This window comes from Rhodanobacter glycinis (genome assembly GCF_900114325.1).
Classification (GTDB): Bacteria; Pseudomonadota; Gammaproteobacteria; order Xanthomonadales; family Rhodanobacteraceae; genus Rhodanobacter_A; species Rhodanobacter_A glycinis.
The window spans coordinates 48,241-71,651 of the sequence record NZ_FOSR01000014.1 but is presented as its reverse complement, the minus strand read 5'-3'; the positions used below and the strand labels follow the sequence as shown (position 1 = coordinate 71,651).

General features: G+C 66.8%; 24 protein-coding genes. 17 read left to right on the top strand and 7 right to left on the bottom strand.

Annotation, left to right across the window (positions count from 1 at the left end; genetic code table 11):
• Positions 1 to 81 precede the first annotated feature (81 nt).
• Positions 82 to 600 (top strand): hypothetical protein, encoded by a 519-nt coding sequence (locus BMY90_RS13850; protein WP_092704767.1) that lies wholly within the window; start codon positions 82 to 84, stop codon positions 598 to 600.
• Positions 601 to 650: 50 nt separating this feature from the next.
• Here BMY90_RS13850 and BMY90_RS13845 read toward each other — a convergent pair whose 3' ends face one another.
• Positions 651 to 1,181, bottom strand: coding sequence for a gamma carbonic anhydrase family protein (locus BMY90_RS13845; protein ID WP_092704765.1), 531 nt, complete (start codon positions 1,179 to 1,181; stop codon positions 651 to 653).
• Positions 1,182 to 1,521: 340 nt separating this feature from the next.
• Positions 1,522 to 3,240, bottom strand: coding sequence for a patatin-like phospholipase family protein (locus BMY90_RS13840; RefSeq protein WP_092704763.1), 1,719 nt, complete (start codon positions 3,238 to 3,240; stop codon positions 1,522 to 1,524).
• A gap of 107 nt (positions 3,241 to 3,347) precedes the next feature.
• On the opposite strand from BMY90_RS13840, the gene BMY90_RS13835 reads away from it, so the two are divergent.
• The 3 genes from BMY90_RS13835 (at position 3,348) to BMY90_RS13825 (ending at position 7,117) form a co-directional block, all read left to right on the top strand.
• Positions 3,348 to 5,408: a M3 family metallopeptidase gene (locus BMY90_RS13835; protein ID WP_092704761.1), complete on the top strand. Its 2,061-nt coding sequence runs from the start codon at positions 3,348 to 3,350 to the stop codon at positions 5,406 to 5,408.
• Positions 5,409 to 5,608: 200 nt separating this feature from the next.
• A complete protein-coding gene (locus tag BMY90_RS13830; RefSeq protein ID WP_092704759.1) occupies positions 5,609 to 6,469 on the top strand; it encodes a 2OG-Fe(II) oxygenase in 861 nt (286 codons plus the stop codon).
• 150 nt (positions 6,470 to 6,619) lie between these two features.
• Positions 6,620 to 7,117, top strand: coding sequence for a cupredoxin domain-containing protein (locus tag BMY90_RS13825; protein ID WP_139201754.1), 498 nt, complete (start codon positions 6,620 to 6,622; stop codon positions 7,115 to 7,117).
• 338 nt (positions 7,118 to 7,455) lie between these two features.
• Here BMY90_RS13825 and BMY90_RS13820 read toward each other — a convergent pair whose 3' ends face one another.
• Positions 7,456 to 8,403: a LysR family transcriptional regulator gene (locus BMY90_RS13820; RefSeq protein WP_092704755.1), complete on the bottom strand. Its 948-nt coding sequence runs from the start codon at positions 8,401 to 8,403 to the stop codon at positions 7,456 to 7,458.
• Positions 8,404 to 8,510: 107 nt separating this feature from the next.
• On the opposite strand from BMY90_RS13820, the gene BMY90_RS13815 reads away from it, so the two are divergent.
• The 3 genes from BMY90_RS13815 (at position 8,511) to BMY90_RS13805 (ending at position 10,774) form a co-directional block, all read left to right on the top strand.
• Positions 8,511 to 9,245, top strand: coding sequence for an SDR family NAD(P)-dependent oxidoreductase (locus tag BMY90_RS13815; RefSeq protein WP_092704753.1), 735 nt, complete (start codon positions 8,511 to 8,513; stop codon positions 9,243 to 9,245).
• Positions 9,246 to 9,261: 16 nt separating this feature from the next.
• On the top strand, positions 9,262 to 9,924 hold the full coding sequence (locus tag BMY90_RS13810; protein WP_245735048.1) for an NADPH-dependent F420 reductase: 663 nt from the start codon (positions 9,262 to 9,264) through the stop codon (positions 9,922 to 9,924).
• Between the two features lie 91 nt (positions 9,925 to 10,015).
• Positions 10,016 to 10,774 (top strand): oxidoreductase, encoded by a 759-nt coding sequence (locus BMY90_RS13805; RefSeq protein ID WP_092704749.1) that lies wholly within the window; start codon positions 10,016 to 10,018, stop codon positions 10,772 to 10,774.
• 28 nt (positions 10,775 to 10,802) lie between these two features.
• Here the strand turns inward: BMY90_RS13805 and BMY90_RS13800 are convergent, their stop codons facing one another.
• On the bottom strand, positions 10,803 to 11,825 hold the full coding sequence (locus tag BMY90_RS13800) for a class 1 fructose-bisphosphatase (RefSeq protein WP_092704747.1): 1,023 nt from the start codon (positions 11,823 to 11,825) through the stop codon (positions 10,803 to 10,805).
• Between the two features lie 140 nt (positions 11,826 to 11,965).
• Here BMY90_RS13800 and BMY90_RS13795 point away from each other — a divergent pair, with 140 nt between their 5' ends.
• From BMY90_RS13795 to BMY90_RS13770, 6 genes are all read left to right on the top strand, one after another.
• Positions 11,966 to 12,568 carry a DJ-1/PfpI family protein gene (locus tag BMY90_RS13795; RefSeq protein ID WP_092704745.1) on the top strand — a complete coding sequence of 201 codons (603 nt, stop codon included), beginning with the start codon at positions 11,966 to 11,968 and terminating at the stop codon, positions 12,566 to 12,568.
• 10 nt (positions 12,569 to 12,578) lie between these two features.
• Positions 12,579 to 12,788 (top strand): hypothetical protein, encoded by a 210-nt coding sequence (locus BMY90_RS13790; RefSeq protein ID WP_092704796.1) that lies wholly within the window; start codon positions 12,579 to 12,581, stop codon positions 12,786 to 12,788.
• The gene (locus BMY90_RS13785) at positions 12,785 to 13,192 is read left to right on the top strand and encodes a GFA family protein (protein WP_092704743.1); all 408 of its coding nucleotides are present in this window, start codon (positions 12,785 to 12,787) and stop codon (positions 13,190 to 13,192) included. Before BMY90_RS13790 ends, BMY90_RS13785 begins: the two co-directional genes overlap by 4 nt.
• Before the next feature lie 19 nt (positions 13,193 to 13,211).
• Positions 13,212 to 13,841, top strand: coding sequence for a glutathione S-transferase family protein (locus BMY90_RS13780; RefSeq protein WP_092704741.1), 630 nt, complete (start codon positions 13,212 to 13,214; stop codon positions 13,839 to 13,841).
• Between the two features lie 96 nt (positions 13,842 to 13,937).
• Positions 13,938 to 14,642 (top strand): helix-turn-helix transcriptional regulator, encoded by a 705-nt coding sequence (locus BMY90_RS13775; protein WP_092704739.1) that lies wholly within the window; start codon positions 13,938 to 13,940, stop codon positions 14,640 to 14,642.
• Positions 14,643 to 14,741: 99 nt separating this feature from the next.
• A complete protein-coding gene (locus tag BMY90_RS13770) occupies positions 14,742 to 16,496 on the top strand; it encodes a DUF885 domain-containing protein (protein WP_092704737.1) in 1,755 nt (584 codons plus the stop codon).
• Positions 16,497 to 16,548: 52 nt separating this feature from the next.
• On the opposite strand, the gene BMY90_RS13765 is transcribed toward BMY90_RS13770, so the two are convergent.
• Positions 16,549 to 17,400: a hypothetical protein gene (locus BMY90_RS13765; protein WP_092704735.1), complete on the bottom strand. Its 852-nt coding sequence runs from the start codon at positions 17,398 to 17,400 to the stop codon at positions 16,549 to 16,551.
• Between the two features lie 214 nt (positions 17,401 to 17,614).
• Between BMY90_RS13765 and BMY90_RS13760 the strand changes: the two genes are divergently transcribed.
• The 4 genes from BMY90_RS13760 (at position 17,615) to BMY90_RS13745 (ending at position 20,405) form a co-directional block, all read left to right on the top strand.
• A complete protein-coding gene (locus BMY90_RS13760) occupies positions 17,615 to 18,007 on the top strand; it encodes an MbcA/ParS/Xre antitoxin family protein (protein WP_092704733.1) in 393 nt (130 codons plus the stop codon).
• 156 nt (positions 18,008 to 18,163) lie between these two features.
• Positions 18,164 to 18,853, top strand: coding sequence for an RES family NAD+ phosphorylase (locus BMY90_RS13755; protein WP_092704731.1), 690 nt, complete (start codon positions 18,164 to 18,166; stop codon positions 18,851 to 18,853).
• Between the two features lie 241 nt (positions 18,854 to 19,094).
• Positions 19,095 to 19,790 (top strand): hypothetical protein, encoded by a 696-nt coding sequence (locus BMY90_RS13750; RefSeq protein WP_092704729.1) that lies wholly within the window; start codon positions 19,095 to 19,097, stop codon positions 19,788 to 19,790.
• Positions 19,791 to 19,817: 27 nt separating this feature from the next.
• On the top strand, positions 19,818 to 20,405 hold the full coding sequence (locus BMY90_RS13745) for a C39 family peptidase (RefSeq protein WP_092704727.1): 588 nt from the start codon (positions 19,818 to 19,820) through the stop codon (positions 20,403 to 20,405).
• A gap of 111 nt (positions 20,406 to 20,516) precedes the next feature.
• Here BMY90_RS13745 and BMY90_RS13740 read toward each other — a convergent pair whose 3' ends face one another.
• Both BMY90_RS13740 and BMY90_RS13735 read right to left on the bottom strand, forming a co-directional pair.
• Positions 20,517 to 22,841 carry a serine/threonine-protein kinase gene (locus BMY90_RS13740; RefSeq protein ID WP_092704725.1) on the bottom strand — a complete coding sequence of 775 codons (2,325 nt, stop codon included), beginning with the start codon at positions 22,839 to 22,841 and terminating at the stop codon, positions 20,517 to 20,519.
• The gene (locus tag BMY90_RS13735; protein ID WP_008215542.1) at positions 22,841 to 23,392 is read right to left on the bottom strand and encodes an ECF-type sigma factor; all 552 of its coding nucleotides are present in this window, start codon (positions 23,390 to 23,392) and stop codon (positions 22,841 to 22,843) included. Before BMY90_RS13735 ends, BMY90_RS13740 begins: the two co-directional genes overlap by 1 nt.
• Positions 23,393 to 23,411 lie beyond the last annotated feature (19 nt).

Sequence of the window (23,411 nt, the reverse complement as noted above, 5' to 3'; positions counted from 1 at the left end):
GAAGCCTGACTACCGTGCGCGTTTGTCGATGCCGTCCATGCGGAGGCCATCGCAAGCAGCCACGACCATCAGGCAGGTGTCATGTTTCGTTTTCCCTTGTTTGCCTCGCACTGGCGCGCGTATGCGCTTGCCGGCCTGTTGCTGCTCGGCGTCGGCGTGGCGGGCGCGTCCTGGTATGCGAAGGCGGTCACGCCGACCGCGCCGGCCATGAGCCAGGGCGAAGCGATCCTGCTCAAGCTGGCCACCGGCGCGTTGAACGATCATCACCTGGTCGCTCCGGTGGGCAGCAACGCCTACGAGTTCTACTTCAGCGTACTGCAGCTTGACCCGCATAACGAGATAGCGTTGCAGGCCATGCGCGACGCGTTCAAGCCCTCGTGCGACATCGTCGAGCACACGATCGATCGCGGCGAGCTGGACGAGGCGCAGCGCGAACTGAACCTGCTGCATCTGTATGCGCCGGACAACTACACGCTGTTGCTGCTCACCGGCAAGCTGGGTGCGCAACGCGCCGTGCAAGCGCGCCAGCACGAGCTGGAAGCGGCGCGGATCCGGGCACGGCTCGCGGCGCAGGCGGGCGAGGCGCCGATGGCCGAGTAGTCATCGGCGGCACGCGGCTTGTCGCCGCCGCTGCACTGGCGAGGTCGACCTCAACCGGCGTCGAGATAATCGTTCTTGACGTGCACGTAGTGCTCGGCCGAGTAGCGCAGTTGCTCGACTTGCCGGTCGCTCAGCACGCGCACGCACTTGGCCGGGTTGCCCAGCCACAGCTCGCGTTCGCCGACGATCTTGCCGGGCGGCACCACCGCGCCGGCGCCGACGAAACCGTAGTCGTGGATCACCGCGCCATCCAGCACGCTGGCGTGCATGCCGATCAGGCAGTAGTTGCCGATGCTGCAGGCGTGCACCACCGCGGCGTGGCCGACGGTGACGCCTTCGCCGATCAGGCAGGGAAAGCCCGGCCCGTACGGCCCGGCGTGGGCGACGTGCACGATGGCGCCGTCCTGGATGTTGCTCTTCGCGCCGACGCGGATGTGGTTCACGTCGCCGCGCAACACCGCGCCGGGCCAGATCGAGACGTCGTCGCCCAGCACCACGTCACCGATCACGCTGGCGGCGGGATCGACATAGACGCGTTGGCCGAGGGTGGGCGCGATGCCCTTGTAGCTGCGCAGGTTCATCCGTGCATTTTAGGAGCGTGGGCGGCAGAAATCTTCCGGGCTGCAAAAGCGTCTGCGTGGTCCATATTCCCGTCGCTTCTTGGCCCATAGAACCACTATGGGCCGGCGAATCGTCGAAGCGCTTCATAACAGCGAAGCTGGTCAAATCTGTCCTCACGCAGCCACTTTTTCGCCTCGAAAGTTTCTACCGTCCACGCTCCTGGCGGTGAAAAGCCTTGCAGCCGCCGGAGCAGAGAAGGGAGCAAGGGCACGGTAGTGCTGGCAGGCTACGCTTCGCCCGGACCCTCACCCGGCTGCCGCCACCCTCTCCCGCAGGGAGAGGGATGTACTCGTTGATGGCTCAGCCTTGTGCTTCCAGCACCTTCACGGCCGCGCGGTAACCCGCTTCCACCGCGCGGTCCCAGTCATCCCAGTCGAGCATGCCGACGTGTTCCAGCGACGGCGTGATCAGCACGTCGGCGAGGGTGCGGCAGCGTTCGCTGATTTCCTCGCTGTTGACCATCGCCGCGCGGGTCAGGGTGGAGACCAGTCCCGGCCAGCCGCGGTCGTCGCGACGATTCATCAGCAGGCGCCACCAGGGCGGCGTGGCGGTGGCTTCCAGGCGGGTGCGCAGGCGTACGTCGGCGCGGATGCTGACGGCGGTGATGTGGGCGATGCCGTCGTCGGACATCACGTCGGTGGGCAGGTTGTCGATCAGCGCGCCGTCGACGTAGACGTCGCCATGGTGAAGCACCGGCGGCAACACGCCGGGAATCGCGCTGGAAGCGCGAAGCCACAGCCACAGCGGGCCACGTCGATGCACCACGCGATCCTCGCCGGTGAGGTCGGTGGAAACGCAGAAGAACGGCCGGGCCATGTCCTCGATGTCCACCTCGCCGAATGCCGCGCGCAGCATGCGGGTGGCGCGGCGGCCACGGGTCAGCGCCACCAGCGGCAGGGTCCAGTCCGACAGCGGGCGGCCGCGTACGAAGGCGTCGTGGTAGGTCTGCATCATCGTGTCGGTGTCCCATTGCAGGGCCACGCCCGCGCCGATGATCGAACCGATGCTGGTGCCGCCCACCACGTCGAAACGCTGGCCGGCTTCACGCAAGGCCTTCAACGCGCCGAGATGGGCCAGTCCGCGCGCGCCGCCGCCGGCCAGCACCAGCCCGCGGCCGTGGCCGCTGACCAGTCGCGCCACCCGCGCGAAGTCATCCTCGTTGCATAGATGGTGGTGGGTGAGCTCGCCGCTGAACTGGGCGCGCCAGCGTCGCGCGGCACCCGGCAATACGTGCCCGGCGGGATGCAACAGCAGCAGGTGACGCGGGCGATGGCGCGCACGCGAAGGGTGGCCCGGCGCGGCTTCCGGCCAGGGTTTCGCCGTTTCCACGGCGCGTGCGGGCAACAGCAACACGTCGGCCTGGCGCAGGCAGCGGTGGCGCCACAGCGGGTCGCCATCGGTATCCAGGTAGATCACGAAACGCGTGTCCGCTTCGCGCTGAGCGAACCAGTCGCTGCTGCGTTCGGCGCCGATGCGGGCGTCGATCACCGCGCAATGGCCGAACGGTTCCAGCGCCCGCGCTAACTTCATCGCCAGCTCGCGTGCCGGCACCTCGGCATCCACCGGCAGGATCGCGAAGGTGCGCGGCTTGTCCGGCGCTTCGACATGGTGTTCGCGCCGCATCAGGCGTTCGACTGCCAGTCGCGCCACGTCGAGCATGGCGCCCGGATGGCGTTCGACCAGCGCCTCGAAGGCGCTGCGGTTCAACCGCAACAGTTCCGAATCACGCAGAGCGCGCACGGCGAGGCGGTGCGGGTTGCCGCTGAGCAGGCTCATCTCGCCCACGCATTCGCCGGCGCAAAGCTGGTGCACCAGCGTGGTCGGCCCGTCGAACACGCCCAGGCTGCCGCTGCACAGCAGGTACAGCGCGTCGGCCGGTTCGCCCGGGCGGAACAGGGTCTGGCCGCCGGGCAGGCACATCCAGTGCAATTGCCGGGCGAGCGCGGCCTGTTGCGCATCGTCCAGATGCGCGAACAACGCGGTGCGGGTGATCAGTCCGGCAAGATGCGCTGGCAGCATGCGTCGATGGTACCCCGGTCCGTGAAGGGCGCGACAGCCACCCTCACGCCGCCGTGCTTGATTTCGTCCGGGCGCGTCGCCACGCTTCGCGCTTGAAAGGAGTTTCCATGAGCCAAGACAATCCCCTGCTTGCCGACGACACCTTGCCGGCGTTTTCCCGCATCCTGCCCGAACAGGTCGAACCGGCCGTCGACGCGATCCTCGCCGACTTCCGCGCCGGCATCGATGCCCTGACCGCGCCCGGCGCGGCGCGCGATTTCGATCACGTGATGCTGACCCAGGAACGGCTGGAACAGCGCCTGGCACGCGCATGGGCGCCGGTGTCGCACCTGCATTCGGTGGCCGACAGCGCGGCACTGCGCAAGGTCTACGGGCCGGCCGAGGAAAAGCTCACCGACCACGCCATCGAACTGGGCCAGAACCGCGATCTGTACGCCGCCGTGCAGGCACTGGCCGACGCACCGGATTTCGCCACGCTGCCGCGTCCGCGCCGCGCGCTGGTGGAACACGCGCTGCGCGACTTCAAGCTGTCCGGCGTGGCACTGGAAGAGCCCGCGCGTTCGCGCTTCCGCGAGATCGGCGTGGAGCTGAGCAAGCTTTCCACCGAATTCTCCAACGCCGTGCTCGATGCCACCGACGCCTGGCACGAACACCTCACCGATGATCGCGATCTCGACGGCGTGCCCGAATCCGGTCGCGCGGTGCTGCGCCAGTACGCCAAGGAACAGGAGCTGGACGGTTATCTGGTCACGCTGAAGCAGCCCAGCGTGCAGGCCGTGCTGACCTATGCCGACAAGCGCGACCTGCGCGAGCGCGTGTACTGGGCCTACCAGACCCGCGCCTCCGACCAGGGGCCGGACGCGGGCAAGTACGACAACTCCGCGCGCATCGAGCAGATCATGGCCTTGCGCCACGAGGCCGCGCAGTTGCTCGGCTTCGCCAACGCCGCCGAGGAATCGCTGGCGACCAAGATGGCTGGCTCGCCGACCGAGGTGATGGAATTCCTGCACGACTTGGCCCAGCGCGCCCGGCCGGTGGCGCAGCGCGAACTGGTCACCCTGCGCGAGTTCGCGCAGAAGGAACTGGGGCTGGACAACCTCGAACCGTGGGACGTCGGCTACGCCTCCGAGAAGCTGCGCCAGCGCGAATACGCGCTGGACGAGGAACAGCTCAAGCCGTACTTCCCGCTGCCGGCGGTGATCGACGGGCTGTGGGCGATTACGCACAAGCTCTACGGCATCACCCTGGCGCCGCGCGACGGCGTCGACGTGTGGCATCCGGACGTGCGCTATTTCGACGTGAAGGATGCCGACGGCAAGGTGTTTGCCGGCGCCTACGTGGATCTGTACGCGCGCAACGGCAAGCGCGGCGGTGCGTGGATGGATGTCTGCCGCGCCCGCTTCGACGATGGCGAAAATAAACAGCTTCCGGTGGCCTTCCTCACCTGCAACTTCGCGCCGCCGACCGAGGGCAAACCTGCCCTGCTCACCCACGACGACGTGCTCACCCTGTTCCACGAATTCGGTCACGGCCTGCACCACCTGCTGACCGAGATCGCGTTGCCCTCGATCGGCGGCATCGACGGCGTGGAATGGGATGCGGTGGAACTGCCCAGCCAGTTCATGGAGAACTTCGGCTGGAACCGCGAAGCGCTGGATCTGTTCGCGCGCCATTGGCAGACCGGCGAAAAACTGCCGGACGAACTGTTCCAGCGCATGCTCGCCGCGCGGCATTTCCACGCCGGCCTGTTCCTGGTGCGCCAGCTCGAATTCGCGCTGTTCGATTTCACCCTGCACCTGGGCTACGACCCGGCGCAAGGCGCGCGCACGCTGGCGGTACTGGAAGACGTGCGCAAGCAGGTTGCGGTGCTGCATCCACCGGCCTGGCAGCGTTTCCCGCACGGTTTCAGCCACATTTTTGCGGGTGGCTACGCCGCCGGCTACTACAGCTACCTGTGGGCCGAACTGCTCAGCGCGGATGCCTTCGGCGCCTTCGAAGACGCGGCGAAAGATGGCGGCAGCGTGATCGACCCGGTCACCGGTGCGCGCTTCCGTCGCGAGTTCCTCGCCGTCGGCGCCAGCCGTCCCGCACTGGAAAGCTTCGTCGCCTTCCGCGGACGCAAACCCGAACCGGACGCGTTGCTGCGCAGCTACGGACTGACGGCCTGAGAGCCTGTCCATAGGCTCCGAGTATCTCCAGTGAATCGTCATCCCAGCGAGGCGCTTTTCAACAGCCGAAGGGCGATCCGCTGGCGGGCACCGGCCACCGGCGTGATGCATGCACGGAAACGATCCATGCGCCCCATGGCACGCAATCATGCATGCGACTATCGTTGGCACAGGTATCGGGGCTGGAATGGGGCGTTCGCATGAACATGGTCACGCAGTTGACGCCGGAATGGCGCGACTGGATTCGCGAGAACCTGGCACGCGGCTGCAGCGCGCAGTCGCTGGTTGCCGACATGGTGCGCAACCGCTTCGAACCGGCCTTCGCCGGCGCGGCCGTGCATGGCATGCAAACCGGCATGGCGGCACCGACGGCGACCGAACCACGTGCGGAAGGCTATGTCTACGAGACGCCGCGCCTGCCGCCGGGCAACCGCATCATCGCCGCCGACCGCGAGGTGCAGGTGGCCTTGCGGGTGGAGCAACCGGCGCTGGCCGTGCTCGACGGTGTGCTCAGCCACGAGGAATGCGACGAGCTGATCCGCCGCGCTGCCGCCAAGCTGCAGCGCTCCACCATCGTCGACCCGGCCACCGGCAAGCACGAGACCATTGCCGACCGCAGCAGCGAAGGCACCTTCTTCGAGATCAACGCCGATGACTTCATCGCGCGGCTGGATCGGCGCATCTCCGCCTTGATGAACCTGCCGGTGGATCACGGCGAAGGCCTGCAGATCCTGCATTACGGTCCCGGCGGCGAATACAAGCCGCACTTCGATTTTTTCCCGCCGGGCGACCCCGGCAGCGCCGTGCAGATGGCCACCGGCGGCCAGCGCGTGTCGACCCTAGTGATGTACCTCAACGAGGTCGAGGATGGCGGCGCCACCATCTTCCCCGAGCTCGGCCTGTCGGTGCTGCCGAAGAAAGGTTCGGCCGTCCATTTCGAATACACCAACAGCCGCGGCCAGCTTGACCCGCGCACCCTGCACGGCGGCGCACCAGTGCTGCGCGGCGAGAAGTGGATAGTCACCAAGTGGATGCGGCAGCGACGCTACGGCGCCGTATAACGCGTTCGCCGGTCCCGGTTTACGGTGACAGGGGCAAGAGCCCTCGTGTGCGCCGGAACAAGTCACGGGGTTGTCGTCGTGATATTGCGGTGGAGACGGAATGCATGCGCACGGTGCACGGCAGTCGTTTACATTCGATCGAGGGTCGCCATGTCGAGTTCATCAAGTCGCGCTGGCATGCTGCTTGGGTGGTTGTCGATCACCACACTCGGCACCTGCGCACTCCCCGCCACGGCCGGATCTGTGCATGAGTTATCCAGGGCGCCACAAATCGTCAGTGTCACCCAAGGCGGCCAGGCAACGGCCTCGATCGTGCTGGAGACCCGTGCCGTGGCGGTCAAAGAGACCGGCCCCAAGCTGACGGTGGCCAAATTCGGTGAGGTCTACGGCTTCTCGCCAACATTCTTCGTCGTGCAGGAAAACCAGCCGACCCGAATCCGCTTTTGGAATCTGCAGCCGGACGACGCGCATGATTTCGAGTTGCTCGGTCCGCATGCGCACCAGCTCGTCGCCCTCGCGCTGCCGCCGCTCTCGGACGTATCCGCCATTTTCGACTTTCACCGGCCCGGCCTCTATACGTTCAGGTGCACCCTTCATCAGCCGGAAATGAACGGGCAGATCCTGGTAGTGGCAGCGGCGCATCGCTGATGCCACCACGTGGACGCGCCGGCGCCGCTGTTGATTGACCTCTGCAGCGTTCGGCTATGGGTTGCGGTGCCGCGGCTATAAGCTGCCTTGTGAACGCCAGCGCTTCTTGAATGTGCGCTCGCCGCGATAGATCAAATGAGCATACTGCAGGATAGCGTTAGGACTCCCTGCCGGCATTGAAGCCACGCACGTCCGCTTAGGGTCGACTCTGGCCGGTCAGCAAGGAATTTGCATCATTGATCATCACCAGCGCGGTGATCATGTCCGTCCAGCACGCGCAGCTGGTCCTCATGGCGAACGTTCTGCCACGAGCAGCAGGCGATGCATGCAAGCGGACTTCAAACTTTCGCGCCCGTGCCCGGGATGGGGCGCCGCCCGGCTTCCTTCGGGATGCCTTGGGGTTTGCCAAGCAGCTCGACCAGCCGTGACTCGCATGGGGAGAGGTCATGGCCCCGTCGTTGCGAGACCATGAACGTGAGCGGGCCAAGGTGCCAGGCGCGGCGCTCGAGTTCAATCAGCTCTCCACTGGCCAGATCCTCGCCGACGAGGTGTCGCGGCATGTGTCCCCAGCCGAGGCCGGCCTTGAGCAGATCGCGCTTGGCGCCGAGGTCGTTGACCAGCCACTGGCGCTTGCCGGCCACGCCCTGTTGGGTCTTTTCCGCGTGCGGCTGGTTGTCGGTGACGACGATCTGGACATGTCGACCGAACTCGTCCGACGGGATCGGCTTCGGTGTCGAAGCGAGCGGGTGGGATGGTGCGCATACCGTCGCCATCTCCGCCTCGCACAGCCAGTGGCGTTCGATGGCATCCGGGTTCACCGCCGGCACGTTCTCGATCGTGACGGCCAGCGCGCACTCTCTTTCGAACACCAGCCTCTCGCCGCCTTGCATGGTGGTGATGCGCAGGTTGATCGCCGCGGTGGGGAACTCCACTTGCAGCGTCCGCAAACCGTCGATCAGCTGGGCGCGCGGGAAATAGACATCAACCGCCACCGAAAGCTGGGGCGCCCCGGCTCTGGCGATCGAGCCGGCGCGGGTCTTCATTTCTTCCGTGCGTGAAATCACCGCCCGTGCGTCCGGCAACAGGCTGCGCCCGGTCGCGGTGAGCTGGGCCTTGCGGGTGTTGCGCTCGAACAATTCGACATCGAACGCGCTTTCCAGCGCCTTGATCGCGTGGCTGATGGCCGATTGCGCGCGGCTGAGTTTCCGCGCCGCACCCGAGAAACTGCCCTGGTCGCATACCGCAACGAACGCACGCAGTTGGTTGATGGTGACGTTGTCGAGCACAATTCATCCAAAGAATAGATCTTATTTAGCAGTTTTTCGTCAATTGTATTGATGTGTCAACAGCCCATCTTGGTTTCTGTCTTCAACGGAAAACCCAGGTGCATGACATGAACAGACTGCTTGGAAAGACCGCCGTCATCACCGGTGGCGCAACCGGCATCGGCCACGCCGCCGCCAGGCGCTTCATCGAGGAGGGCGCCTTCGTCTTCATCTTCGGCCGTCGCCAGGAAGCGCTTGACGCCGCGGTAGCCGAGCTCGGGCCCAACGCCCGCGCAGTGAAAGGCTCGGTTTCCGACCTGGCCGACCTGGACCGACTCTACGCGGCAGTGAAGGCCGAGCGCGGAACCCTCGATATCGTCTTCGCCAATGCCGGGACGGGAAGCCTGCTTCCGCTCGGCGAGATCACCGCCGAGCAGATGGACGAAACCTTCGAGACCAATGTGAAGGGGACGACCTTCACGGTGCAGAAGGCGTTGCCGCTGATGGGCCAGGGTGGCTCGATCATCCTCACCGGATCGAGCGCCGGCACCACCGGTGCCCCGGCCTTCAGCATCTACAGCGCCAGCAAGGCGGCCGTGCGCAACCTCGCACGGAGCTGGGCGGAAGACCTGAAGGGCACCGGCATCCGGGTGAACGTGCTGTCGCCCGGGCCGACGGCGACCGAACTGGCCAAGGCGGCGGTGGGCGAGGAAGGCATGAAGGCCTTCGCCGCGATGAACCCGCTGCAACGCATGGCCGAACCGATGGAGATCGGCGCGGCGGCGGCCTTTCTCGCCTCGTCGGACAGCAGCTTCATGACCGCCAGCGAGCTCGCCGTCGACGGCGGCCTGGCGCAAATCTGACGCGCTGCGTCCTGCGGTGCTCCATTCGATGCTTCGGAGCGCCGCCAAGGCGTGGTGCCAAACCCAAGGAAAAACCATGAGCTACGCAATTATCGGTTTCGGCAAGATCGGCCAGGCCCTGGCCAGGGCGTTTGCCCGCAACGGCATCGACGTATCCGTTGCCACCACCCGCGACCCGGCCAGCTTTGCCTCCGCCGCGGCCGCGATCGGACCCACCGTCATCCCCAGGAAACTGGCGGACGCGGTCAAGGCGGACGTCGTCTTTCTGGCCGTGCGTTTCGAGTCGCACCCGGAGGTCGCCAACGCGCTGCCGAACTGGAAGGGCAAGACGATCATCGATGCGATGAACACGTTTGCCGACCCCGTCGACGAGCTCGCCGGCCTGCCGTCCTCGGCCTTCGTGGCCAAGGCCTTCCCCGGCGCCAGGCTCGTGAAGGGCTTCAATCACCTCGCCGCCGGCGTGCTTGCCGAAGATCCGCACGTCAGCGGCGGTCGCCGGGTGGTGTTTTTGTCGAGCGATGACGCCGACGCGGCGGAGACGGTGGCGGCACTCGCCGAACAACTCGGCTTCGCGCCCGTCCAGCTCGGCAAGCTCGGCGAAGGTGGCGCGCTGGTGCAGGCGCGGGGCAACAGCTGGGGGCCGCTGATCTTCCAGGATCTGTTCAAGAAAACGCCGTGAGCGAAACAAGGCGGTCACGACCAGATCGTGATCGCCCTGCCGCCTGAATCACGGCTCCGGAAACATCAACCTCTCTGCGAGGAAACATCTCATGTCCGACAAACTCGATTTCTCGAAGGAACTCATCGGCCGCCGTGCCCTGGTCACCGGAGGCACGCGTGGCATTGGCGCGGCCATCGCGCAACGCCTGCTCGATGCCGGCGCCAAGGTTGTCATCGCGGCGCGTACACCCAACGACGACATGCCCAAGGGGGCAACGTTCGTCGCCGGCGACGCCAGCACGGGCGAAGGCGTGGAGGCGATCGCGACGAAGGCGCTCGCCGCGCTCGGCGGTCTCGACATTCTGGTGAACAACGCGGGCGGTGCAAACGCGTTTCTGGCAGGGTCGTGGACGATTCCCGACCAGGCGTGGCACGACAGCATGGCGCTCAACCTGTTCGCCGCGATCCGCCTGACGAATGCCGTGCTCCCGGCGCTGCGGGCGTCGAAGGCTGCCGCCGTCGTGAACCTTTCTTCGGCTGCAGCGACGATGCCGTTCGGCCCCTTTGCGCACTACGGCGCGGCCAAGGCGGCGCTCAATTACTACTCGCGCACGCTGGCGATGGAACTGGCGCCAAGCGGCATCCGGGTGAACGTGGTCTCGCCCGGCGTCATCGCGACGCCAGGTTCCGAAGAGTTTGCCAAGGCGACGCCGGGATTCTCCGCCGACGACTGGCTGCGGAATATTCCGCTGGGTCGGATCGGTGCCACCGAAGACATCGCCGAGGTCGTCGCACTGCTGGTGTCCGACCGCGGCAAGTTCCTGACCGGCGCGAATTACCCCGCCGATGGCGGTATGACGGCGCGCTGAGACATGTGCGCCGGTGCGCGGGGTCGACTCAGCCCTGCGCTTCGTCGGCGTCCATGTGGTAACGCGTGGCCAGTTCGATTTCCTGCTTCGAGCCGAGGAATACCGGCACGCGCTGGTGCAGTGCGGTGGGCTGCACGTCCATGATGCGCTGGCGGCCGGTGGTGGCGACGCCGCCGGCCTGCTCGACGATGAAGGCCATCGGGTTGGCTTCGTACATCAGGCGCAGCTTGCCGGTGGCGCCCTTGGCGGCGATCTTGGCGTCCATCGGGTAGAAGAACACGCCGCCGCGGGTGAGGATGCGGTGCACGTCGGCGACCATCGAGGCCACCCAGCGCATGTTGAAGTCCTTGCCGCGCGGACCGTCCTTGCCGGCCAGCAGTTCGCCGATGTAACGCTGCATCGGCGCTTCCCAGTGGCGCTGGTTGGACATGTTGATGGCGAATTCGGCGGTGGCTTCCGGAATGCGCAGGTTGCGGCGGCTCAGCACGAAGCTGCCCACTTCACGGTCCAGCGTGAATTCGTGGGTGCCGTGGCCGATGGTCAGCACCAGCACGGTGGCCGGGCCGTACACCACGTAACCGGCGGCAAGCTGGGTGGTGCCCGGCTGCAGGAAATGTTCCGCCTTCGGTTCGACCGCGTTGTCGGGGCAGCGCAGCACCGAGAAGATGGTGCCGACCGAGATGTTCACGTCGATGTTGGAGCTGCCGTCCAGCGGATCGAACAGCAGCAGGTGGTGGCCCTTCGGGTAGCCGTCCGGAATCGGCTGCGGGTCTTCCATTTCTTCCGAGGCACAGGCCGCCAGGTGGCCGCCCCAGGCGTTCGCCTCCAGCAGGATCTCGTTGGAGATCACGTCGAGCTTCTTCTGCGCCTCGCCCTGCACGTTGTCGGTGCCGGCATTGCCCAGCACGTCGCCCAGTGCGCCCTTGCCGGTGGCCACGGCGATGCGCTTGCAGGCGCGCGCCACCACCTCGATCAGCAGCGAAAGCTCGGCGTTGATGTGATTGGCGCGGCGTTCCTCGATCAGGAACTGGATCAGCGAGATGGGCTTCATGTCGAGTCCGTCGAATCCTTGGCGAAAAGAACGCCCATTGTCCCGGCTCCGGCCTTCCGGCGCCAGCCGGTAGCCCCCTGCTGACAGCACGTTGGCAGCAGGGGGTGCGCATGCTGTACCTCCATCACGGAGGGAACGACATGCGCGACACGGTCTATTTCCTGGTTTTCGACGGTTTCGCCGACTGGCAGGCCGCGCTGGCACTGTGCGAGGTTCGCCGCCCCGGCGACTGGCGGGTGCGCACGGTCGGCTTCACCCTGGCCCCGGTGGTTTCGATGGGCGGTCTTGCGGTGCAGCCCGAGCTGGCCCTGGCCGAGCTGGACCTGCAGCGCGCCGCCATGCTGATCGTGCCCGGCGGCCACCTGTGGCAGCGCGGCGAGGGCGAGTCGGCGGTGGCGGCGTTGCGCCGTCTGCATGCCGCCGGTGCACCGGTGGCCGGCATCGACAGCGGCGTGCTGGCCCTGGCCCGCGCCGGCTTGCTGGATGCTTGCCGGCACACCGGCAACTGGCCGGGCCATATCGCCAGCCGCGTTCCCGACTACAGCGGGGCCGACCAGTACGACGCCAACGTGCTGGCGGTAAGCGATGGCGGCACGATCACCGCCAGCCATCTCGGCAGCGTGGAATTCGCACGCGAGGTGATCCGCACCCTGGACCTGTACAGCCCCGCCGAACGCGAGGACTGGTACCGCCTGTTCAAACACGCACTGCCGCCCTGGGTGGCGGTTGAAGCCGCCGCCTGAGGAAACCACCATGCGTCCTGCCCTGCAACGCCTGCTGATGGCGTACCGTCCGCTGTACATGAACGGCCTGCTGCGCGACGGCCAGTTCCATCTGCCCAAAGTGCCCGATTCACCCGTGCCCGCGCCCGCACGGTCATCCGCGCCGGCGCCGCGGCGCGGCTTGCGGGTGGCGCTCGCCAACCTGCTGCACCTGGATTCCCGTCATCGGAGCCAATCATGACCAAGAAGACCTATCACGGCAGTTGCCATTGCGGCGCCGTGCGCTACGAGGCCGACATCGACCTGGCCACCGGCACCGGCCGCTGCAATTGTTCGATCTGCACCAAGACGCGCTATTGGGGCGTGATCGTGAAGCCGGATGCCTTCCGTCTGCTCGGCGGCGAGGATGTACTGTCCGACTACCAGTTCAACTCGCACAGCATGCACCATCTGTTCTGCCGGCATTGCGGCGTGCGACCGTTCGGGCGCGGTCATATCGAGGAGCTTGGCGGCGATTTCATGTCGATCAACCTGGCCTGCCTGGATGACGTGGAGCCGGGCGAACTGATCGACGCGCCGCTGCGTTTTTCCGACGGTCGCCACGACAACTGGATGAATCCGCCCGCCGAGACACGGCACCTGTAAATCTGCCGAGGGAATGTCCATGACCAGCTCACGCCCCACCTTCTTCCACGCCCTGCAAAGCCGCTCGACCGGTGCCCACGCGCTGCTTGAAGAGCTGGGTGTCGATTACGACGTGCATCTGCTCGATCTGCAGGCCGGTACCCAGCGCCAGCCCGAATACCTGGCGATCAACCCGATGGGCAAGGTGCCGGCGATCCTGCATGACGGCGCGCTGGTGGCCGAGCAGCCGGCGGTGTTCATCTATCTGGCCGACCGTTTTCCCGCCGCCGGGCTGGCACCGGCGCTGGACGATCCGTTGCGCGGCCCGTATCTGCGCTGGATGGTGTTCTACGGTTCGTGCTTCGAGCCGGCGCTGATCGACCGTTCGATGAAGCGCGATCCACCGCCGTCGCGGCAATCGCCCTACGGCAGCTGGGACGACGTGTTCAACGCCTTGTCCGGCCAGCTCGCCCAGGGCCCGTGGCTGCTCGGCGAGCGCTTCACCGCCGTCGACGTGCTGTGGGGCATCGCGCTGGGCTGGACCACCCAGTTCGGGCTGGTGCCGGCGACGCCGACGATCCGCGCCTATATCGACCGCGTGGCCGCGCGCCCCGCCGTGCAGCGTGCCGCAGCCAAGGACGCCGAATTGTTGGCTGCGAAGCAGGATTGATGCGGTGAACGGCCGGCGCGTCCCTGCCATCGGTCATGCCGCGATGCATGACCGTTGTCGCAGGCGCTGCGATCCGCTTCGCGGCATGATGCGTCAATGCGCCGAGCCGACCGCCTGTTCCTCATCATCCATGCCTTGCGCGGGCGCCGTACCGCGCTGCAGGCGCGCAACCTGGCTGCCACGCTCGGGGTCTCGCTGCGCACGGTGTATCGCGACGTGGCCGACCTGCAGTTGTCCGGCGTGCCGATCGAAGGCGAGGCCGGGGTCGGTTACGTCTTGCGCAAGGGTTCGGACATCCCGCCGCTGATGTTCACCGCCGACGAGCTCGAATCGCTGGTGGTCGGCACGCGTTTCGTGCGCGCGTTTGCCGGCGACAAGCTGGCTGCTGGCGCGCAGGCGGCCTTGCTGAAGATCGAGGCCGTGCTGCCGCCGGAATTGCGCGAACGGGCCGCGCGCACACGCATTTACGCGCCGATGTGGCGCGACGAAAAAAGCATCGAATTCGCCGCGCGCATCGATCGCCTGCACGCCGCCATCGGCGCCAGCCGCGTGCTGCGGCTGGACTATCGCGACGAAACCGGCAACGCCAGCGCGCGCGAGGTCGAGCCGCTGTGCCTGGCTTTCTGGGGCGGCAAGTGGACGCTGGGCGCGTGGTGCCGCCTGCGCGAAGGCTTCCGCAATTTCCGCCCGGACCGCATCGATACCCTGGCCGAAACCGACGAGGTGTTCGCCAACGTGGCCGGCCGCGACCTGGATGCCTACCTGCTGGCGATGCGCGGCTACTACAGCGGCATGGAGTAATCGGAGACGTCTCTGCGCAGCACGGGCCTGCCTATCGGCACGGTGCCTGCCGCGCATTCGGTGCGATCATCGACGCATTTGAAGCGTGGAGATGTGCCGATGAACCGATGGCTGGGTAGTCTGCTGCTGGCAGGCCTTGTGTATGGCGCCTGCGCGCAGGCCGGAACCACGGACGATCGCTTCCGCACGATCTACCAGCACGAGTGGGCGTGGCGCACCGGCCAGGCGGGCGCCAGCGCGAAGCCGGACAACAGCCGGCTGGACAGCGTCGACGCCACCAGCCAGCAACAGCGCCTCGACTACTGGCGCAAGGTGATGCAGCAGCTCGACGCGATCGACGTGAAGCAGCTCACCCAGGTCGACCGGGTGAATTACGCGGTATACCGCGAGCAGATCCGCAACTTCATCGCCGACCAGCAGTTCAGGCAATGGCAGATGCCGTTCAACAGCGATTCCTCGTTCTGGGGCGACCTGGGCTACGAGCTGGGCGGCGACCACCTGCGCAGCACGGTGGATTACCAGAAATACCTGCGCCGGCTTGGCGAAGTGCCGCACTACTTCCAGCAGCAGATCGCCAACATGCGGCTGGGCCTCAAGCGCGGCTTCAGCGTGCCACGCGCGGTGCTGGACGGACGGGATCGCTCCATCGCCGCGGTGGCCGAACTGAAGGACCCCACCCGGAGCAGCTTCTACCAGCCGTTCCTGCACATGCCGGCCACCATGCCGGCGGCCACGGCCGCGAAGTTGCAGGCACAGGCGAAGCAGATCATCGCCAACGGCGTGATTCCCGCCTACGCGAAACTGCTGACGTTCTTCGACGACGATTACGTGCCGCATGCGCGCACCACGCTGGCCGCCGAAGCGCTGCCGGACGGCAAGGCCTATTACCGCCAGCAGATCCGCGAATACACCACGCTCGACCTCACGCCGGACCAGATCCACGCCATCGGCCTGAAGCAGGTGGCGAAGATCCACGCGCAGATGCTCGATGTGATGAAGCAGAGCGGCTTCAAGGGCAGCTTCGCCGAGTTCCTGCACTACCTGCGCACCGATCCGAAGTTCTACGCCAAGACGCCGCAGGAACTGCTCGACAAGACCGCCTGGGTGGCCAAGGAAGTGGATGGCCAGATGTCGAAATTCTTCGGCCACCTGCCGCGCGAGCGCTTCACCATCGTGCCGGTACCGGCCGATATCGCGCCGTACTACACCTCCGGCCGCGGCGGCGCCAGCGAATACCTGGTCAACACCTACGACCTGAAGTCGCGTGCGCTATTCAACATGCCGGCGCTGACCCTGCACGAATCCTATCCGGGCCATTCGCTGCAACTGGAACTGGCCGGCGAGGACCACAGCCAGCCTGCGTTCCGCCGCAATGGCTACATCTCCGCCTACGGTGAAGGCTGGGGGCTGTATTCGGAATTCCTCGGCAACGAGATGGGCATCTACAAGACGCCGTACCAGAAGTTCGGCTTCCTCACCTACCAGATGTGGCGCGCCTGCCGGCTGGTGGTCGACACCGGCATCCATCACCTGGGCTGGACGCGCCAGCAGGCGATCGATTACCTCACCGAAAACACCGCGCTGTCGACGCTGGAAATTGCCAACGAGGTGGACCGCTACATCAGCTGGCCCGGCCAGGCCGACAGCTACGAGCTGGGCTACCTGAAGATCCGCGAGCTGCGCGCCAAGGCGGAGCAGGCACTGGGCGAGAAGTTCGACATCCGCGCCTTCCACGACACCGTGCTGTCCACCGGCTCGGTGCCGTTGCCGGTGCTGGAAGCACGCATCGACCGCTTCATCGCCGCCGGCGGCCCCGAGCCGGATTACGGCAACGACCGCAAGAAAGGCAACTAGCCTTCATGCCGTGGCCCGGCGCATGGCCGGGCCACCGATACGCGGCAAGCGCCTACTTGTAGCCGCCGATGCGGACGTTGCCCAGCAACAGCTTCGCACCGTGGTCGTACTTCATCGGCGCACTGATGAAGAAATAGCGCGAAGGATTGTTCTGGAACATGCGGCTGTCGAGGATCTTGGTGCGATCCAGCCACACGCGCTCGCGATTGCCATCCACCGCGATCGATACATGCAGGATGCGATTGGCATAACCCTGCACGTTGAAATCCGGGTTGGAATTGAAGCCGCTGGCACCGCTGTACACGCTGACGTCGCTGCCTGCGTTGAAGAACAGCAGGTCGATGGCGTTGAGCGCGCCGTCATTGACGCCGTCGGACAGGTAATCGGTCGCCCGGTCATCGCCGGCGAAGCCGAACAGCGGGTTGTTCAGGTCACTTGGCGTTTCGGCCAGCGGCAGCAGGTCGAACTCGATGGTGAAGCGATCAGGCAGGCGATGTTCGCGTGACAGCTTGAAGGTGGAGCTGCCCGACAGTTCCAGCCATTTGCCCGGGAAACCCTGCACGCTGACCACCTGGCCCGAGCCATTGGTTTTCCACGGGCGTGGCATGGCGCCAATCGCGGTGGCGGCGAAATCGTCCTGGTACAGGCTGACCGGCGCCGGGCTGAAGTCGAATCCGCCGGTGATGCGCGGCATGCCACGGCGGGCCGTGGTGGAATGACCGTTCAGGGTCGCATCGGCCTGCTCGCCAGCCTTGTCCTGGATCTTCTGCTGCACCTTCTGGGTAACCGTGTCGGTGACCGAGTGCAGCAACGAGCCGATGCTTTGCGCATGGCAGGGGCTGCTGGCCGCCAATGCCAGCAGAGGCAACGCGAATACGGTGGCAGCCAGTGTGAACTTGTGCATGGAATCCTCCTTGAATGGGATGTCGCAATCGACTGGGTGTCGCGTGCATCTTGCAACATCATCGGCGGGATCGCTGCGAACGCCCGCACATCGGGCGGACTGATGCCCGATGGGGCAAGCGGGCACGGCACGCGGGCACCGATGGCGCAGCCGGCATTGGCTAAAACTTCACCAGTAGATGTAAGATGCATGAAACTCTACACATGGAGTTTCGATGAGCGCACACAATCTGTCAGTGGCAGCCCCGGTCGGAGCTACCGGCGGCCCTGCCTTGCGGGCGTTCTTCCGCCTTGCCGGGCACTGGAAGCTGCGCATCGCCGACCAGCGCAAGCTGCTTGGCGATCCGCCCGAATCCACCTTCTACAAATGGAAGCGCCAGCAGGACGGCAGCCTGGGCCGCGACACGCTGGAACGCATCAGCTATCTGCTCGGCATCTGGAAGGATCTGCAAATCCTGTTTCCCGATCCGGCACAGGCCGATGCATGGCTGCACAAGCCGAATGCGGCGCCGCTGTTTGGTGGCCATTCCGCGCTGGAGCGCATGTTGTCGGGCAACGTGGCCGACCTGTACGTGGTACGCCAGTACCTGGATGCGCAGCGCGGATGAAGCGTCACGGCGGCGAGCCGTCGCGGCGAGCGAGACAGTCAAGCCGCACGCTTTGCTCCTCCCCCTGCAAGCAGAGGGAGGTTGGGAGGGGGTGGAGCAACCCCACGCCCGACCCTCCCCTGCTTGCAGGAGAGGGGGCATATCCTGGAGCCTCCGATGCCAATAGAACTGCCACCCGTCAAACGCATTCGCTGGAACCAGGCATATCGCATCGTGCCCAGCCGCTTTCCGCCGGTGGGCCTGTTCGACCGCATCGCCGATCCGGCCGATCTCGATGCGGTGTTCGCGATCGAGGCGATGACCAACCCGCGTTTGCGCGAGGAAGCCGGCGCGCTGGCGCTGATTCCCGAAGAGCACCGCATCAGCGGCCCCGGCAGCACGCCGGTGATGGCGGCGTTCACCCATCTCAATCCCGAAGGCAGCCGCTTTTCCGACGGTAGCTGGGGCGTGTTCTATGCCGCGCACAGCGTGGCCACGGCGGTGGAGGAAACGGTCTATCACCGCGAGCGCTTTCTGGCCGCCACCGCCGAGCCGGCCTGCGACATTCCGATGCGCTGCTACCGCACCCAGGTCGATTGCCGATTGCATGACATTCGCGGCGGCTGGAAGGCCGAGCACGACCCGGATGCCTATGCGGCCAGCGTGAAGCTGGCGCGCGTGCTGCGCGACTCGGGCTCCAACGGAATCGTCTACGACAGCGCGCGGCATCGCGGCGGCGAATGCCTGGCGGCGTTCCATCCCGACGTGGTGGCGCCGTGCGTGCAGTCGCAGCACCTGATCTATCGCTGGGACGGCCAACGTGTTTCGCAGGTGCTGGAAGTCAGCGAGATTCCGCGCGCGCGTTGAGGTTCCGGCCTTCCCCATGAAGGCCTCGCGTGGCGTATCCGGCGGAATTTCCCGAGACGGCCGCGGTGTCCCGGCGTGAACCAGCGCACATCCTGCGTGGTTGGCTGGCGGGGTGCGCCCGGGTTCCGTGTCTTGTCTGGACAGGTCCACGCGAAACGGCGTGGGGCCTGCGTGTCGGCAGCCGTCCGGGGGAACGGCCCGATGACATCGGATCGGACTTTGGCACTCGGGGAGGTTTTTCATGAAGAACATGCGTTACATCGTGTTGGCGGCGGCGCTTGCGGTTGGGCCGGCGTTCGCGCAGGTTCCGGCTGCTGCGGGCGGCGCGGATTTCGTTTTGGCCGCGGCCCAGCCGTCTTCGCCGGCCCGGGTGGCCGCCATGCGCGGCCTGCACCAGTTCGCGGCACGCTTTGCCGGTGATGCCGGGCAATTGCCGAAAGGCTTCCCGCTGGATGTGCGGGACGTGGGCCAGTTGCGCCATGCGCGGCTCGGCTGGGGATTCCAGGTGTATGACGTGAGCCGCGCGGCGCTGATGTCGGGTGCGGACATGGAGGCCGATGCGCAGCCCACCGGCATCTGGCGTTACGAAGTGGTCCTGCATGGCCGGCCGGTCGGCCTGCTGACCATGGCGCGCACGGACGCGGGCTGGTCGATGGTGTCGCTGGGCGGGGCCAGGCTGGTCGGTGACATCCAGGACGTGGTCGGTGCCTACGGCAACCAGGCCGCCACCCGGTTCCGCTACGTGCGCGTACCGCAGGCCACGGCAGATTTCATCCAGGTCAAGCACGGTGCGGCGGCAGCGCAGTACGCCCCGTTGCAGGCCGCGCGCGGCGCGCTGCGGATGCAGGCGCAGGCGGCCAGTGGATCGGGCCTGCTCGAGGGCAGCGAGCTGCGGTCGCGGCTGCGCCAGGTCCTTGCACGCAACGCCTCGAATTGATCCCCGACCTGCCAGGAGAATCACGACATGAAAACCATGCACCGTCTTGCCGCGGCGATCGGCATCGCTGCGCTTTCCTCCGTTGCCGTGGCGGGCAGCGGCTACAACTATCTTGATGTCCCCCAGGTCACCCAGGAGCACAGCAACTGGTGCTGGGCGGCTTCGTCCGTGGACGTGCTGGACTGGTACGGGGCCAACCCGAGCCAGTGCAGCGTGGTGAACTGGGCGTTCGGCCGCTCCGACGCGTGCGGCAGCAACGTGTTCGACTGGAACTCCGCCGCGAACTCGCCGAACGCGCTGTACGGCCAGGCCGGCAGCGTGCAGTCCGTTCTGCAGAACAGTGGCGTGGGCAGCACGGCCTACGCCTCGGCGCTGAGCTGGAACGCCATCGTCAACGACGTGAATGCGGGCCACCCGTTCGTGATGCGCTTCGGCTGGTACAGCGGCGGTGGCCACATCCTGGTGGGCTACGGCTACGACGACGAGCCGGGCACGCGGTACGTCGGCTACATGAACCCGTGGCCGGGCGAGGGCTTCACCTGGTCGACCTACGCGTGGACGGTGTCGGCGGCGTACGACCATACCTGGACCCACTCGTTGCGTACTTCGAACTGAGGCCGGCATCCGTGCCATTGCCCCGGCCTGCAACGGCGGGGCGATGGCACGCGGGTTGGCCGGCCGGGCGACGCATGCAGCCGGCCCGGACGCATCGTGCCGGTGCCGGGGTCAGCGCAGCCGTTCGCGCGCCGCCGCGATCTGGTTGCCACGGCAGTCCGGGCGATGGCCGACGGCTTGCAGCGACTGGCGCAGCAGCGCCCTGCCAGCGGTGACGCGGCCTTCGTCGAACAGGGCAAGGCCAAGGCCGAGACGCAGCATCGACAGGCGCCGGTAGCCGTCGGGATAGGTTTTCGTGGCGGCGTCGATCGCCGTGTCGTAGCGTCGGGCGGCTTCCGCCGGGCGTCCCTGCGCCAGAGCCAGGTCGGCCTCGTTTTCCAGCAACGTCACCTGGATGTAAGGCGTGGCCGCGGCGTTCGTGCCCAGCGCCTGCCGTGCGCGCGCCAGCGCATGCGCGGCTTCATCTGCATGGTGGCCCTGGAGCAGGGCCATGCCGAGCACGCTTTCCGTCATGGCGTACCAGGGGTGCTGCGTGCCCAGGGTTTGGGCGCGACCGTCTGCCGCCCGGCGCAACCATTGCGCGCCCTGGTCCGGGTGGCCCGCGCAGGTGATCGCCAGCCCGAGATCGTGCGTCACCGTCAGCGTGGTCGGGTGCAGCGGGCCGTAGCGATGGTCGAGCCGGGTGAGCAGGTCGCGCAGCAAGATGGTGGCCTGGTCGTAGTGGCCCAGACCGATCAGTGCGGCGGCGATGGCGATATGGGTTTCCAGGGTCAACGGGTGATCGACGCCCAGCGCGTGTTCGTCGAGCGCGCGCGCCTTGCGCGCATGGGCGAGTGCCAGCGACCAGTGACCGAGGCGGGATTCGCACAGGCCCAATCCCATGTAGGCATCGGCGCGGGTCACCGGGGCGGCATCCGCCAGTCGTGGCAGCAGGGCGACATAGCGCGCTTCGCACAGGCTGAAGTCGTCGCGCAGGAAGGCGGCGCGGGCCAGCTGCGCATCGACTTCGGCGAGCAGTTCGGCATGCGGCTGCGGGCTGGCCAGTACGTCATGGCGCAGGACGCGCAGGTGCTGGTCGGCGGCTTGCAGGCTGGCTGGATCGATGGCGACCTGCTCGCGCGCGAGCCGGCTGCGCAGCACGCGCTGGTCGTGTGCGCCGTAGGCCGCGGTGAAGTGTTCGATCGCGTGGCTGAACGCGCGACGGGCAGCCTTGAAGTGGCCCAGGTTGGCCAAGGTACGACCCAGGCTCATCTCGACCCGGCCGGCGACCTCGGGCAGGTCGTGCAGGCGCGGCTCCACCCGGTCCAGCGCATGTTCGCTGAGCGCGGCCACGCTGAGGTCGCTGGAGCCGCCTTGCAGCGGATCGGCGCCGGGCAGGAAATCCCGGTTGAGGAACGCATTCACCGCCTCGGCCACGGCTTGCGCATGCTGGGCGGTATCGCGTTCGCGGGTCAGCTTGAGCATGAAGCCGGCCACCATGGCGGCGAATGCGAGCGCCGCCAGCAAGCTGCCCACGGTACCGAACGGATGGGCACGCAACAGCAGATGCAGTCGGTGCGGCAGTCGCGGAGGTCGCGCGCTGACCGGGCGATGGCGCAGCACGCGCTGCAAGTCGTCGTGCAAGGCCGAGGCGCTGGCATAACGCCGGGCCGGCAGCGGGTCGGTCGCCTTGGCGATGATCGCGGCCAGGTCGCGCGGATACGCGGGTGCCGGCTGGCCGGGTTTCTCCGCGAGCAACACGTGGTGCAACAGCCGGCCGAGTTGCCAGATGTCCGAGGTGACTTCGGTGGCGCCGCCGGCCTGTTGTTCCGGGCTGGCAAAACCGGGGGTGCAGGCGCTGGGTGCATGCGCATCGAGCAGCCATGCCGCCACGCCGAAATCGATCAGCTTGGGACGGCCGTCGCTGTCCACCAGCACGTTGTCCGGCTTGATGTCGCGATGCAGGAGCAGCCGGCCGTGGGCGAATTGCACGGCTTCGACCACGGGCAGCAGCAGGCGCACGCGGGCGCGCCAGTCCAGCCCGGCGCTGGCGGCATGCGCGTCTACCGGCAGCCCTTCCACGTGTTCCAGCGCGAACCACAGGTGACCGTCGGCGCTATGGCCACCATCAAGCAGGCGTGCGATGTTCGGATGGCGCAGCCGGGCGTGGATCTGCCGCTCGTGGCGGAATCGGTCCGCATGGCCGGCATGCAGGCGGCTGAGCGGCAGCCACTTGATGGCGACATGTTGCTCGTAGGCACCATCGGCGCGCGCGGCCAGGTAGACGATGCCCATGCCGCCGCGGCCCAGTTCGCGCTCGATGCGGAACGCGCCCAGCATCTGGCCGCAAGCCAGTTCGGTAACGCCCAGCTGCTCGCGCAGCATGCCTTCGGCCAGTGCGCCGCCGAGCAGCCGACCCGGTTCCAGCAGCCGGTCGAGCGTGTCCGGCGTGGTCATCAGCCAGGTTGCAGACAGACGCGCAGGCGCTCGCGGGCCTGCTGCCAGCGACGTTGCACCGTGCGCAGCGGAATACCCAGCGCGGAGGCCGTCTCCATTTCGGTCAGGCCGCCGAAGATTCGACAGTCGATCACCTGGCTCAGCCGCTCGTCTTCGCGCGCGAGCCGCACCAGCGCCTCGTCCAGCATCAGGACATCGTCGGCTTCCTGGTCGGCGCTGAGCTGCTGGCGTTCCAGCGTGACGTGGATGGCGCCACCGCCGCGCTTGGCCGCCACGCGATCACGCGCGTGATTGACCAGGATCTGCCGCATCGCGCGGCTGGCCAGGGCGAGAAAGTGGTGGCTGCTGGTGATCGCGTCGGCACGGCCGCCGGCCACGCGCAGATAGCATTCGTGTACCAGCGCGGTGGCATTCAGCGTGCAGGCGCCACGTCCGCGCACGGTGCGGCGCGCAAGTCGCAGCAGGTCGTCGTAAAGCAGCACGACCACGCGCTCCCATGCGTCGGGATCTCCGTTTCGCGCACTCGCCAGCAACTGCGTCGTTTCGCCCATGTCACCGCATCCCGGTGCA